Origin of the sequence: Paenibacillus sp. FSL H7-0918 (genome assembly GCF_038007025.1) — a bacterium.
In the GTDB taxonomy this organism is placed as follows: domain Bacteria; phylum Bacillota; class Bacilli; order Paenibacillales; family Paenibacillaceae; genus Paenibacillus_AQ; species Paenibacillus_AQ odorifer.
The window spans coordinates 167208-181210 of record NZ_JBBOWJ010000003.1 but is presented as its reverse complement, the minus strand read 5'-3'; the positions used below and the strand labels follow the sequence as shown (position 1 = coordinate 181210).

12 protein-coding genes are annotated in these 14003 nt (G+C 43.2%); 1 reads left to right on the top strand and 11 read right to left on the bottom strand.

What is annotated here, in order from left to right; genetic code table 11:
* The first annotated feature begins 242 nt into the window (after positions 1-242).
* Positions 243-1133: a LysR family transcriptional regulator gene (locus MHI15_RS20735; RefSeq protein WP_076306014.1), complete on the top strand. Its 891-nt coding sequence runs from the start codon at positions 243-245 to the stop codon at positions 1131-1133.
* A 53-nt stretch (positions 1134-1186) separates the two neighbouring features.
* On the opposite strand, the gene MHI15_RS20730 is transcribed toward MHI15_RS20735, so the two are convergent.
* The 11 genes from MHI15_RS20730 to MHI15_RS20680 form a co-directional block, all read right to left on the bottom strand.
* On the bottom strand, positions 1187-2176 hold the full coding sequence (locus MHI15_RS20730) for a substrate-binding domain-containing protein (protein ID WP_341164781.1): 990 nt from the start codon (positions 2174-2176) through the stop codon (positions 1187-1189).
* Positions 2173-3957, bottom strand: coding sequence for a cache domain-containing sensor histidine kinase (locus MHI15_RS20725; RefSeq protein WP_341164780.1), 1785 nt, complete (start codon positions 3955-3957; stop codon positions 2173-2175). Before MHI15_RS20725 ends, MHI15_RS20730 begins: the two co-directional genes overlap by 4 nt.
* Positions 3954-5564, bottom strand: a complete 1611-nt coding sequence (locus MHI15_RS20720) for a response regulator (protein ID WP_076281748.1) — start codon at positions 5562-5564, stop codon at positions 3954-3956. The genes MHI15_RS20725 and MHI15_RS20720 overlap by 4 nt, the downstream gene beginning before the upstream one ends.
* An 80-nt stretch (positions 5565-5644) precedes the next feature.
* Positions 5645-6625, bottom strand: a complete 981-nt coding sequence (locus tag MHI15_RS20715) for an ABC transporter substrate-binding protein (protein WP_076277598.1) — start codon at positions 6623-6625, stop codon at positions 5645-5647.
* A 60-nt stretch (positions 6626-6685) separates the two neighbouring features.
* Entirely contained in the window at positions 6686-7678 is a 993-nt protein-coding gene (locus MHI15_RS20710; RefSeq protein WP_051491519.1) for an ABC transporter permease, read from the bottom strand.
* Between the two features lie 32 nt (positions 7679-7710).
* Complete coding sequence (locus MHI15_RS20705) at positions 7711-9210, bottom strand: sugar ABC transporter ATP-binding protein (protein WP_341164779.1); 1500 nt, start codon at positions 9208-9210, stop codon at positions 7711-7713.
* 225 nt (positions 9211-9435) lie between these two features.
* Positions 9436-10281, bottom strand: coding sequence for a class I SAM-dependent methyltransferase (locus MHI15_RS20700; RefSeq protein WP_076126683.1), 846 nt, complete (start codon positions 10279-10281; stop codon positions 9436-9438).
* Positions 10282-10313: 32 nt separating this feature from the next.
* Positions 10314-11228: a DMT family transporter gene (locus tag MHI15_RS20695; protein ID WP_175618917.1), complete on the bottom strand. Its 915-nt coding sequence runs from the start codon at positions 11226-11228 to the stop codon at positions 10314-10316.
* Positions 11229-11370: 142 nt separating this feature from the next.
* Positions 11371-12507: a zinc-dependent alcohol dehydrogenase gene (locus MHI15_RS20690; RefSeq protein WP_341164778.1), complete on the bottom strand. Its 1137-nt coding sequence runs from the start codon at positions 12505-12507 to the stop codon at positions 11371-11373.
* Positions 12508-12588: 81 nt separating this feature from the next.
* Positions 12589-13407 (bottom strand): VanW family protein, encoded by an 819-nt coding sequence (locus MHI15_RS20685; RefSeq protein ID WP_341164777.1) that lies wholly within the window; start codon positions 13405-13407, stop codon positions 12589-12591.
* Positions 13408-13929, bottom strand: a complete 522-nt coding sequence (locus MHI15_RS20680; RefSeq protein ID WP_076138736.1) for a cysteine hydrolase family protein — start codon at positions 13927-13929, stop codon at positions 13408-13410.
* Positions 13930-14003 lie beyond the last annotated feature (74 nt).

Here is a 14003-nt window from a genome sequence, read left to right as displayed (position 1 = left end):
GTGGAGCTTGGCCCCCATATGCATGGTTACTGTAAAAGTTCATCAAACGCATATGTTATATGTTGTCCGGGACTTCTTGGCCCCTCTGACTCTTCTTATTCTAGAGCTCGTTCGTTAGAGAAACTTCTTATCTTTGTAAAGCGAACGAAAAAAATACCAATATAAAGTGTATATCTGTATAGATATAATCTATAATGGAGATATAATTTATAATCCAACTTAGCATTATGTGGAGGAAAGTCATGAATATTATGAAATTGAACATCGTAGTTCTAATTGAAAAATATAAAAAAGTAACCGATGTAGCCGCAGAATTAGGCCTTAAACAACCTACTGTATCTTTTCATATGAAGAATCTGGAGGCTGAGCTCGGAACCCCTCTATTTCTTTACCGAAGCGGAAGAGTGCTGCTTACGGATGCTGGACGGGCCCTTTATCAATACGCCCTCAAAATCGTCTCTCTCACAGCAGAAGCTGAGCGCACAGTTAAACAATTTTCTTCCCCCTCAAAAGGAATATTAGAGCTGGAAGCCAGTTTTATTCCTGCAACTTATATTTTACCTAATGTGTTAATCCAATTCATGAAACTCTATCCGGGGATTAACAACTCTTTGACTGTTCAAAGCGATGCTTTGTTACGTGAGCGTCTCCGTAGTCGGGATATTCAGATGGCCATTTTACATACTGCGGATTGGCAGGACGAATCTTTTGATTTTCAGCTTATTGTCCGTGATGAACCTGTCCTAATTTTTGCAACTGGTCATCCATTTGAAGGCCTAGAGAAATTAACACCTGAACTAATTGCCAATGAGCCGTGGATTCAGCATGAGCAAGGATCTTGTTTACGAGGGTATGCCGATCAATGGGCACAATTCAATCAAATCCGTTTATGGAACCGATCCGAGTTGAATTCTCCAGAAGTGATTAAGCAGTTAGTTAGCGGGAGTGATTGTGTTGGTATATGTTCTAAAGCGGCGGTTAAAGCTGAGATTGAGCTAGGCAAGCTTAGCTATGCCAACCTGCCAGGGATTCTGCCTGAAAGCGGCGGGTTTGTGCTCGGCTGGCGTAAAGATCATATTTTAACACCGTTGCAGCAATCCTTTGTTGATATAGTAACGACTCTTGATCTTTAAAAAACAAGGAAGCTTCTAAAGCCGCAAACGGTTTTAGAAGCTTCCTTGTTCATTTATTCTATAAAAGGAAACATTAATTTCTCATTTTCACTTAAATACATATTCTCCTTCGTGATGATCACGGAGCCTGTATCTATTATCCGTTCCACTTTCTCACCCTCAACAGCTTCAATCGCCGTCTTCACAGCTAAGTACCCCATATTAAAAGGCTTCTGCATTACCGTGCCAAGCAAGATCCCTTTTTCGAGGAGCTTCACCTCATTGCTAGAATTGTCGAACCCAAATAATTTCACTTTGTCCTGAAATCCCATATCCATAATCGCCTGCCCAGCACCTAGTGTAGAAGGTTCATTAAGACCTATCATCCCCTTTAGATTTGGCTCGTCCTTTAGTAAATCAACAGTTAACTGGTACGCTTTTCGCACGGAACCATCACTGTATAATGTAGGCTGCACATCATGAACTCCATTCTCTAAAAGGGCATCACGAGCCCCTCTTTCCCTCTCTATTGCGGTGGCAGAGCCTTGTACAAAGTTAACGATAGCGACTTTATCCTCTGGATCGATATATTTTCTTAACTCCTGCCCTGCCTTACGTCCTGCTTCATAATTATCTGTAGCAATAAAACTCTCTGATACACCACCGCTCAAGCCCGAATCTACAGTAATAAGTGTAATGCCAGCTGATTTGATCTTTTCCGCGATTGGAATGAGGCGATAATAATCTGTAGCAGATAAAATAATGGCGTCAGGCTTCTCCTTAATTGCTTGCTCCAGCAGTTCTATCTGTTGATCTACATCAAGCTCTGTATCCGTTCCAACCGTGCGAACCTCTGCGTCGAACTCCTTAGCCGCTGTTGCCACACCTTGTTTCATCACTTCCCAGAATTCAATACTGCTATCGATAGTCTTGGGCACATAAATAATGGTCCTAACCTTTGCGTCAAGCTCATTTGTAAACATACGATAGGCTAATGAACCCAAAGTAACAATGAAGAGCAGTAGCAGAGTATACAGGCCAATTTTTGACCGTAAAGCGCTCATTGACTCTCCTCCTCATAAATCACAGGTATTCGTAAAGTGGCCGTCGTTCCTTCCTCCATCTCGCTTGCAAAAGACAAACCGTATTTCACACCGAAATACAGCTGGATACGATGGTTCACATTCGCGACACCTACACCGCTGCCAGTCTTGAAATCTGATTTTTGCAGCAGTACCTTACCCATTTGCTCTTCATCCATCCCAATACCGTCATCAATGACCTGTACGATAATATCGTTCTGTTCTTGTCTTGCTCGGATCAGAATGTGCCCTTGCTCAGGATTATGTTTTATGCCGTGATAGATCGCATTTTCAACCAAAGGCTGAAGTACCATTTTTAAAATGCTGCAGGTTAGGATATCTTCTTGTACCTCTATTGAATAAGTGAATTTATTACGATAACGCATGTTCTGAATCGTTAAATAGTGCCGAATATGCTCTAATTCTTTGGCCAGCGGAATCAATTCCTCACCCTCACCAATTGTTGAACGAAGCAGCTTAGATAGAGATGAAGTCATCTCCACCACTTCCTCCATCTTTCCTGTCTCTGCCATCCAAATAATCGAATCAAGTGTATTGTACAAAAAGTGAGGTTTAATCTGCGCTTGCAGTGCCTTCAGTTCACTCACACGTTTCATCTCTTGCTCCAGAACGATCTGTCCCATTAACTCTTTAATCTTCATAATCATAAGATTAAACGTACGAGCAAGCTTGCCGATTTCATTCGTGCTCTCAATCTCCACGCGTATGTCGAACTCTCCACGTTCCGCTTTTTTCATATTCAGCTCCAAATTCTTCAGCGGTTTGGTCAGTGCGTAAGAGAGAAATATCGATATAGCCATAGCAAAAATCAAACTAATTGCTCCCCATAAGGCGGCGGTTCCTTGCATACGTTGCTTGTTCGCGACCAAATCATCCGGATAAGTGACTCCAACTATTTTCCAGCCAAAGCTGGTAGTGTCCACAGTGTACAGTTTTTGATCATTCCCCGTGTTAACCGTAACAGATCCACTCTTGATCCCAAGGACCGTCTCCAATTGTTCGAACTTGAGCTGGGAGTAGATCAACTGCTGTTGTGGATGATAGACAAGGCTACCTGCGGGATCGACGATAAAAACATAACCTCGTTTTCCCAGTTCGATTTGTTTACATAGATTATTAATTACACTGTAATTGAGATCTACGAGCAGTACACCTTGTTGATCCGCTTCCGTCATAGCAATCGCATTCGAGAGTTTTCGGCTGATCGACACTACCCACCGATATTCATCTTGAAAGATGTGCTGCACATGAGAGGAAGAAACTGCAACGTCAAGTTGATTCATAGCTTTTTGATACCAATCTTGAGCTATTAGTTCAGGAAGCGGTTTCAAAACAGCATGCTGTCGATCCGAAACGGTCATGCCATCTGAGCCTGCATATAATATAGAGGAAATATCCGAGCGGGACTGAACGACTGACCGGAAATAATGACTGGCAAGCAGTTTATTCTTAAGCGCCTCTTCTTCATCTAATTTCGAGCCTTTTATATATTTCTCTAGATCACTGCTAGTTAACACCAGAGCAGCTATGCTTTCCATATTACCAATGTAATTCTCGATATTTAGTTTTACTTGTTCTATTAATTGTGAAGTATAGGCTACAGAATTGCCCTTGACCGCGGCTGAGGACAGGCGATAGGAAGTATAACTCAGGACAATAGTTGTGCAGAGGATAAGAAGTGAAAAGGAGATAGCAATATTAGTATGAATACTTCGGCTGCGGAAAAAGCGCTGTGATCTCATAGAGAGAGATTCTCCTTCTGCCGGTGTCGATATTCCTTCGGTGTGCTTCCTACATTACGTTTGAAAATAACACTAAAATACTGTGGATCAGCATAACCAACTCTGGCAGCGATATCATATGTCTTCAACTGTGTGACCGTAAGGAGTTCTTTTGCTTTTTCCAAACGGAGTCGAGTCAGATACTCTATAAATGTTTCACCGGTATGCTGTTTAAAAGTTGCACTGAAATAACTGATGCTCATAAAAATATGGCTGCACAGCTCATTGAGTGAAAAGCTGTCATTACAATAATTCTCGCGAATATAAGCTTCTGCGGCTTGCATCTGAGAAGTCCGAACCGTTGTTCTCTGTTCCGATAGTTTAAGTATCAGCGCATGGCAAGTCCTCTCCAGATAATGCCTTGCTTCATCTAACGTCTTAAGCGTAGCAACCTCTGCAAACATATTATGCGAAACAACTACTGTATTTGGGAAGCCGATGTCGACCACATAGTTCATCAAAGAAACCAGCAGCTGATAGATGCTGCTACGGCAGCCTTCTATAGAGGAGGTATTACTTTTAAGCTCCTGAAACCACTTCAACAGAATTTCCGATACAGCAGAAGCTTTACCTGTCTTTAAAGCGGATATAAATTGCTTTTCCCATGAGGTGAAATGCGCCTGATCCAATCCCTTCCCAAACTCAAGATCCTGTATGGAGATAACTTTATCTATGCCTAAAAGGTAACGATATTCTATGGAGGAGATCGCTTCTTGGAAGGATTGTGGAATTTGTTGCAAAGTATTATATTTTCTACCGATGCCTATGGTGGATGACAGCTTCAAATATTTATTTAAGCTACCCTGGACTTGCTCTGCAAGATGCTGCGTTGCTACTTCTACCGTCTCTAAATTGCCGGATAATATCGCAGCGATTTTTCCATCTCTCGTCTGGAATACCACTCCCTCTTGCTCTTTCTCCAGCTGCTCTTGAACAATGTTAAAGGCACCGAAACGCAGTAGCTCTGCATCAAAAGCTAGGTCCTGGCTTCGTTTCTCCAATTCTATATCTATAACGAGCGCAAGGTACACTTGACCCTGCAACGGAATATGAAAATAACTCAATTTATTCTCGATTTCTTCGCTTTTCATTCGAGTAGTTACCAGCTGCTCCAAGAATCGTTCCCGCAGCAATGGAAGACTCTGATTAAGTTGCATACGAAGCTTAACTAAATTCGCTTTTTGTAGATGCTCTTCATCTAAATCCTGCTTCATCTTACTTAGAAATTCAGCAAACTCACGTGCATTAATCGGTTTTAATAAGTACTCAGTCACCTTCAGTGTTATGGCCTGCTTCGCATATTCGAAGTCTTCATATCCAGTGACGATAATGACCTTCATATCCCGGTACCTATCCATCACAGCTCTGGCCAATCCCAGTCCATCCATAAAAGGCATACAAATATCAGTAATAATTACGTCAGGACGATGCTGCTCGATTGCTTCCAGTGCATCTCTGCCATTATCAAAATCACCAACCAGCTCAAACCCATATTTACTCCATGAGATCTTTTGTTTGATCCCTTCACGAACCTCATCTTCATCATCAACCAGAATTATCTTATACATCCAACACCTCCACAACTTTGAACTTATCAGCATAAGCATAATAGAGGCCGCCTGCGGGAGGCAACCTCTATCATTAAACTCTATTCGTATAGTAGAGGTTTGATCTCATCGGAATCCATATTGTTTTTATCATACCAGTGGAACCCCGTGTCGATGTTCTTTTCAACCGCTTCCCCTTTAATCGCTTGCACAGCTGCCTTCACAGCTTGATAGCCAATACCAATGGGGTCTTGTGTAACAGCACCAGCCACAACACCACTGCGGATAGCATCCATCAACTGCTTGCCAGAATCAAAGCCGACGACTACGATCTTACCATTCATTTGCAATTCATTAACTGCATTAGCCACACCTACAGCAGAGCCTTCATTAGAGCCATAGATTCCTTTCAGATCCGGATTTGCCTGCATCATCGCTTTCGCAAGGTCTGTGGACTTTAACTGATCTCCACCTCCATATTGCGGCTCTAACACTTGAATATCCGGATATTTTGCTTTCATTTGTTCCAAGAAGCCATCGCGACGCTGTTGCCCCGTGCTGCTCGTTTGGTCATGTATGACAAGGCCCACTTTACCTTTCTTGCCAATCAGTTCAGCCATTTTATCTGCGGCCAAAGCAGCTGCTGCTTTATTGTTAGTCGCTGCTGTTGCTACAGGGATATCACTGTCTACACCAGAGTCAAAGCCGATGACCGGAATCTTATTTTCCTTTGCCTTTTCTAGATAAGGAATCGCAGCTTTGCTGTCCAGTGCAGCAAGCGCAATTGCAGCTGGCTTCTTGTCGAGAGCGGTTTGCAGCATCTCAATTTGTTTATCCACCTGACTCTCATTTTCTGGACCTTCGAAGGTAATCTCAACATCAAATTCCTTAGCAGCTTTCTCCGCTCCTTGCTTCACCGCTTGCCAGAATTGATGCTGGAACCCTTTTGATATGACTGGAATGTATGGTTTGTCTGAACCGGATGCACTCTTGTTACTATCATTGTTGTTACATGCACTCAGCAATGTAGTGACTAATAATAGACAGGCAAGCATGATAAACCCTCTACGACGCAGTTTCATTTGAATCTTCCCCCTCGTCATTTGCTTTGTATATCACTCCGGATGGAGATCATACCAAGTTTATTGCTTACGGCGGCGTAGAATATCAGCGTAAACCGCAATAATGATTACAACACCGACAATGACCGTCCGCCATTCCTGAGCCACGGACATAATCTGCAAGCCATTCGTCAGCACACTCATAATCAGTGCGCCAATAATCGTGCCTAGAATAGAACCTACACCTCCACTTAAGGAAGTTCCGCCAATGACCACTGCCGCAATAGCCTCTAGTTCATAGCCAGTGCCCAGTGATGGCTGAGCTGAATTCAAACGTGATGCCATCAGAATACCTGCGATTCCACTAAAAATCCCTGTAATGGAATAGATAATAATCTTCCATTTGACTGTGTTCACACCTGATAAGCGAGTAGCTTCTTCATTACTGCCAAGCGCGAAGTTGTAACGCCCAATAATCGTCTTAGACAAGATTATGCTTGCGATCATACCGAGTAATAAGAAGATAACGATGGTGTTGGGTATACCAGGGATCATTTTACCCATGGCGATCTTGGCGAAGATCGGATCATCGTTGAAATAAATAGGTTTGGCTCCGGTGATGACAAGCGACAAGCCTTTGGTCACCATCATAATCGCCAGAGTGGCGATGAAGGGTGGAATGTTCATCTTCGCCACCATCAAACCGCTGATAAAGCCGCACAGTGCTCCAGCCAGAATCCCACCTACAATGCCTAACGGGACGGGCAGACCCCAGAAGGTAATAATGACTCCAACCATAACAGATGAGAATGTCATTACAGTACCGAGAGCAAGGTCGATGCCGCCCGTAATAATAACAAAGGTAGCTCCAAGCGCTAATACTCCGATTACAGCTGTAGAAACTAGAATTCCGACAAGATTTGAGAATTGAAAAAAGTTGCTGGAGGATAAAGAAAATACGATGACCAATATGATCAGACTGGCAAATGCCAATAATTTTTGTTTGAATCCGGATTGCCCTCCCGTTTGCTTCATACCCGCTGGCTGACTAATCTCTTTATCCGCGATCTTCATAGTCCTGACACCTCCGGTTAACTCTTGAACAGTTATGAACGTTTCGTCGCATATTTCATAATCGCCTCCTGCGATGCTTCTTCTGCGGGGAGTTCTCCTGTTATACGCCCTTCACACATAATGATAATCCGGTGGCTCATTCTTAGAATCTCAGGAAGATCTGAAGAAATGATAATGATCGCCTTCCCTTCGCTCGCAAGCTGATCCAGCAGCTTATAAATTTCACTTTTCGCGCCTACATCAATACCTCGTGTGGGCTCATCGAAGATGAGTACATCACAGTCTCTAGTCAACCACTTGCCGATGACCACTTTCTGTTGATTACCTCCGGACAGAAACTTAACCTTTTGACCTACACTTGGAGTTTTGGTGGCTAGCGCTTCAACATGCTGCTCCGCTGAGCTTCGCATCTCCCGCTCCTTCATCCAGCCAAATGAATTACTGAATTTATAAAAGGAGGCAATCGCATTATTCATGCTGATATCCATATCCACAAGCAATCCGAAACGTTTGCGGTCTTCGGACAAATACCCAATACCATGCTGTACCGCTTGATGTGGCTGACGTATCCGAACCGATTTCCCATGGAGCATAATTTCACCCTCATCGATGGGATCGGCACCAAATACGGCACGAACAACCTCGGTACGTCCAGCTCCCATTAAACCAGCGAAGCCCAAAATCTCACCTTTATACAGATGAAAGCTAATATCCTTGAACGCATGCCCTCTAGAAAGCTTCCGAACTTCTAAGACAACTTGCTGAGTCTGTTTCGCAATCGTTGGTTTCGACGTTTGATATAATTCACGTCCAACCATCATGCTGATGATCTGATCAATCGTTATTGAATCGGTACGAACGGTATCTACATAACAACCATCACGCATAACTGTAATGCGGTCTGTAATTCGCTTCAATTCATCCATGCGGTGAGAGATATAAATAATTCCCACACCTTTATCTCGTAGCTGCTCAATCATTCGAAATAACTCGTTAATTTCTGTATCTGTTAACGCGGCGGTTGGTTCATCCATGATCAATACCTCGGCTTGGAAAGACAAGGCTTTAGCGATTTCAACCATTTGCTGATTAGCAACGGTCAGGTCTGATACCAAAACTCTGGGATCCAGCTTCAGATTCATTTGATCAAACAGTACCTGAACTTTTCGGTTCATCTCCACATCATCAACGAACCATTTCAGACCTTTTCGCGGCTCTCGTCCAATGTAAATGTTCTGGGCGACCGTAAGATGAGGCATTAAATTCAATTCCTGATGGATGATACTAATTCCAAGCTCCTGTGCTTCACGGGTATTAACAATCTCCACTTCATTTCCCTTGTACCACATTTGACCAGCATCCTTGGAATAGACACCTGTCGCAATCTTCATAAGGGTAGACTTGCCAGCGCCATTTTCTCCTACTAACGCATGAACTTCCCCACGCTTCAGCTCAAATTGACATTCATTCAAAGCATGAACACCCGGGAAAAACTTGTTGATTCCCTCCATACGAAGCAACACTTCGTTCATTTTGATATCCACCTCAAATTCTTTGAGAATGCCTTAACCCTTAAAGTAATCGCTTTCAATCCGGAATGTAAAATCATTGTATTCCCTATAAGTTGCCATTGTAATGGAATAATCTCCGTAAAAAAGTTTAAAATTTTATGTTTTACATACAAAAAAAGCTGAACCGAGAGCACCTCAGTTCAGCACAAATGTTATACCCTAAAAATCACATGTCAGCGAACCCTCCTAAAGGCTTGCGCCATTTCCAGCCACCAATGTGAAGGTCTTAGGAATTCCCTTATCATACACGTCGGAAGATAGATTAGGTTCTTCTACTAATTGGCGGATCACTAGTCCGCTATTAGCTGCTGCGGTTACAATTTCTCCGAGTGTCCAGCGGCGCCAATACACAACACTATGCTCTTGTTCACCTGCTGGTTTACCTGTGGAAGGCAAATACTTGGAATAGGATACCTTCTTCTCTTCCAATGATGAGTCAAAATAATCTCCGTTTACTTTGTGTTTGCGTACCTTCGCAGTAGATCCCTTCGAGGAAATAAGCTTGGTCGTTACCGGATGAAAATCGCGGAGTACAAATACGCCTCCAGGAGATAGCAATCGGCGAGCTGTTTCCATGAATAGTGTAAGGTTGGTAAAGTAATGAACAATGCCTAACTCTGCAAAGACGATGTCATATGAACCATCAAGGACGTCTTCTGGCAGCTTAAGAATATCTGAGACGATATAGGTTAGTGGTACCCCTGCTTCTTGGGCAAGATCAGCGGCATATCGCGCATTGGCTTCCGAGAAGTCAGCAACCGTTACTTCCGCACCTAGTAATGAGAGTGCCACGGCCTTCATCCCGTTTGAGCCCATTAAATTCATCATTTTCTTCCCCTTCACCTCTCCAAAAAAAGAAAGGAGCGGGTGAAGCTTTGCACTTGGTTCCTTTATTAATTTTGCAGCTGCTTCTGACGGTGTACCAAACCGAGTTACCCAAGCGGTATAAGTATCTTCGTTCCAAAGCTCTTCGCTTGTTGGCACAGCGTTTTTTTCTGCCTGATTATTTGAATATTGATTCTGCTCTTCCATCCATTGCTACCCCTTTATGTGTAAAATATCTGTTATGAAGCATTCTGAATGGCATCAGCCATCCGGATAGTTTTCCTTCTTCCCGCGTACAAATATACTGCGAGGCCAATCATAACGAGCAGCCCACCTGCCCATTGTAAGGTTGTTAGCTGCTCACCCAAGAGTAAATACGCTAAGATACTGGCACCCACTGGTTCTCCTAAAATGTTCATTGAAACCGTAGTCGCGGATACATATTGTAGTAACCAATTAAACAAAATATGGCCAAACACCGTTGGCACCACTGCTAACAATACAAAGATTCCCCATTCCTTGGCCGGATAATTAAAAAAGGAAATCCCCATGAACAGATTGTATACGGCAAACACGCCAGCGGCTGATAAGAAGACAATCAAGCTATATAAATAAGAGGGCATGCGCACCACAAGCTTTTGACCGATCAGCATATGTACAGCTACCGCGACAGTGCCTCCGACCGATAATAGATCACCTTTTAGATTATCTGCAGAGATTCCAATATCACCCCAGCCGATAAACACGACACCGCCAATCGCAATGCCAAGCCCTAGAATAGCGGACAGAGCTGTCTTTTCCTTATACAAAAAATAAACACCCAGCATAATGAATACAGGCTCCAGCGCCATGATCATTGTTGAACTAGCTACCGAAGTATACTTTAATGATCCCATCCATAGCAAAAAGTGCAGCGCAAGCATTGCGCCTGAGAGGATGAGCATTAGCCAGTCTTTTTTACGAAGAGCAAAAGCAGCTCCACTATAGGGTCTTGCAAAAGGCAGCATCAGCAGTGAGGTAAATAATAATCTGTACATGCCTTGTATAGATGCAGGTGCATCAGACCATTTAATAAAAATGGCGGAAAAAGAGATGGCCACAATCCCTATCAACATTAATAGTGGAATCGGAAGTGGCGGTTTTTTAAGTTTCACATGTTACGCGTCCTTTCAATATCTTAAGTCACTTATGTTAATTTAACGCAGACCGTGAAAAAATGCATCTATTTTCATAAGATTTCACTAAAAAAAGCACAAGCAATGTCATTTCTGACGAAAGCTCATGCTTCTTAAAAGGCTACGGCTTCAGAACAACCTTGATGCAATCCTCTTTTTTCTCACTAAAAACGTCATAGCCATGCTCCGCTTTACTAATTGGCAGGCGATGCGTAATGATATCTGTAGGATCAAATTTATTTTCTTTAATCATCTTATACAGCAACGGCATATAGTGAATCACCGGCGCTTGTCCCATTTTTAAAGTAATGTTGCGTTCAAATAGATGACCCAAAGGGAACATATTGTAATTAAGTCCATAGACTCCTACAAGCTGGATGGTTCCGAATTTACGTACGATATCTGCGGCCATTCTGAATGCACTGAGCGAGCCTCCTTGCAGCTTCAGAACCGTTTCCACTTTCTCCAAGGCAGATATTTTGGCATCTAGACCCACACAGTCAATAACCACATCTGCGCCCCCACGAGTGATCTCCTTCAAATGAGCCCCAATGTCCTTGATCTCTTCGAAATTATAAACTTCAACATTATTGGTCAGCTTCGCATGTTGCAATCGGTAGCCGATATGGTCAACAGCAATGACTCTAGAGGCACCTTTGATCCAAGCAAACTTTTGAGTTAGCAGTCCAACGGGCCCGCAGCCGAGAACAATGACTGTATCTCCCGGCTTCACTCCCGCGCTTTCTACTCCCCACCAAGCAGTAGGAACGATATCCGATAAGAAAAGAAGCCGCTCATCTTCCATTTCTGCATCCTCCGGAACGACAAAAGGGCCAAAATTACCATAAGGTACCCGCAGCAATTCAGCTTGTCCGCCTGCAAAACCGCCATAAGTATCGGAATAACCAAGATAACCGCCTGTGTCCTTGGCGTCATTAGCATTGTCGCATTGGCTCTCCATCTCATGCTGGCAGAAAAAACATTGCCCACAGGCGACATTAAAGGGGATGATGACTCGGTCACCTTTTTTGACTTTAGTTACGTCAGGACCCACTTCCTCAACAATCCCCATCGGCTCATGACCAATAACATAATCATCATGCATACCTGGAATTTCCCCGTTATAAATGTGCAGATCCGAGCCACAAATCGCCGTAGTGGTAATCCGAACAAGGATGTCATCTTTTTTCTCAAGTGTCGGATCAGCTACTTCTTTAACTTTCACTTTTTTCTTCCCTTGGTAGGTTAGTGCTTTCATGCTGTTAATCCGCTCCTTTGGAGATGGTCTAGAGATATAATTTTCATGCCTTTCTATGTTATATCCCTAAGCCCTAACCTCTTATCCATGAAGAAGCGGGGAATACATCATTAGTGCGTAATTATCAGTTACAGCTTCATCTCCAATTAGATCTCCAGAACGTGTATATACTTTTCGACTGATCTTGTTACTGCGTATATATCCGCCCCAAGGCTCTAGACTAATCCTATGATCACTTTCGTATACTTCATAATCATAAAGCGCCTGCTCATTGCATCTCCACTCCCCGTGTAAATGGCTATCGTCCAGCCAGAGCTTTAGTTGATACGTTTGAGCGGTGTTATTTTTTAATTGAAGATCCACATAGTTATAAGAACAGGTCGCCCCGCTTCCAAAAGGTTGCGTACGTTGTTCATCTGGAAATACATCATAACTGTGACGATGCCGTTCCATAACGGTAAGTGGCGTATGCAGTGCCATCCAATAGATCAGATTAGACAACTGGCATAAGCCTCCTCCAACCCCGGAATGAAAACCACCATAATGCAGCACCATACCCTCCAGATACCCTTTTCGCTTAGTGGGCTTACCAATACTTCTCCAGTAGGAAAAAGTCTCCCCCGGCTGCACAACAAGTCCATCCAGCTTCGCAATTGCCAGCCGTAAGTTAGTTATTTTATTGTATTGAAGCACCATATCTACATTCCGAAGACTTCTTAATAACGGGGTAGCATGAGTCATAGCTGCATAAGATAATGTTTCATCCGTACGCTGCCTCGCTATTTTGCTTCGTCCAGTGCACCATTTCAAATATCTTTTCCAAATAAAATATCGTTTGCCAGCAAACAATCTAAGGCGAGAACGCTGAATAGGCTTCATGGCAGCCTGGGGTGTATTCATCTAGAACTGAACCTCGCTTTCAGCTCGTAACTGGGCGAATCTACCTCCAATTATCGCATTATGATGCTTAACGATCTCCCTACTACTCAGAACCCCATTATCAAAAGTGCTATGAGCGTCTGAAACCAGTACACTTTTATATCCCATGCTGTATGCGCGTCTTATTGTCGTATCCAGACAGAATTCACTTTGCATCCCACAGATCACCAGATTCGTGATTCCGAGCTTCTGGAGTTCATCTTGCAGTTCCGTTCGGTGAAAAGCATCCCAAGTAGGCTTCTCCACAATAACTTCGCCTTCCTGCGGTGTGATGCGGTGACTGATCTGCCAAGTGGGTGTACCTTTTGTGTACTCCTCATCTTCGGTATGTTGAATATACACAATAGGAGTACCTGCTAATCGAGCTTTTTGCTGAAGGGAGACAATCCTTTCCATCACACCCTCTTCATCGTACAGCTTTAGATCATAGGAGAACATGGCTTCTTGAACATCGATAATTAATAATGCTGTTGATTGTTCCAAATGAATAACCTCCAAGAGCTTTTTTCAAAATCATACCAGAAACTGGGACAGACTATCTACCTACTAGAAGTTAC

Coding starts and splice junctions, on each gene's coding strand:
- MHI15_RS20700 (WP_076126683.1), bottom strand. CDS start 10,281: ATGGAAGAGCAGAATCAATATTCAAATAATCAGGCAGAAAAAAACGCT.
- MHI15_RS20720 (WP_076281748.1), bottom strand. CDS start 5,564: ATGTATAAGATAATTCTGGTTGATGATGAAGATGAGGTTCGTGAAGGG.
- MHI15_RS20735 (WP_076306014.1), top strand. CDS start 243: ATGAATATTATGAAATTGAACATCGTAGTTCTAATTGAAAAATATAAA.
- MHI15_RS20685 (WP_341164777.1), bottom strand. CDS start 13,407: ATGAATACACCCCAGGCTGCCATGAAGCCTATTCAGCGTTCTCGCCTT.
- MHI15_RS20710 (WP_051491519.1), bottom strand. CDS start 7,678: ATGAAGATCGCGGATAAAGAGATTAGTCAGCCAGCGGGTATGAAGCAA.
- MHI15_RS20725 (WP_341164780.1), bottom strand. CDS start 3,957: ATGAGATCACAGCGCTTTTTCCGCAGCCGAAGTATTCATACTAATATT.
- MHI15_RS20705 (WP_341164779.1), bottom strand. CDS start 9,210: ATGAACGAAGTGTTGCTTCGTATGGAGGGAATCAACAAGTTTTTCCCG.
- MHI15_RS20715 (WP_076277598.1), bottom strand. CDS start 6,625: ATGAAACTGCGTCGTAGAGGGTTTATCATGCTTGCCTGTCTATTATTA.
- MHI15_RS20730 (WP_341164781.1), bottom strand. CDS start 2,176: ATGAGCGCTTTACGGTCAAAAATTGGCCTGTATACTCTGCTACTGCTC.
- MHI15_RS20690 (WP_341164778.1), bottom strand. CDS start 12,507: ATGAAAGCACTAACCTACCAAGGGAAGAAAAAAGTGAAAGTTAAAGAA.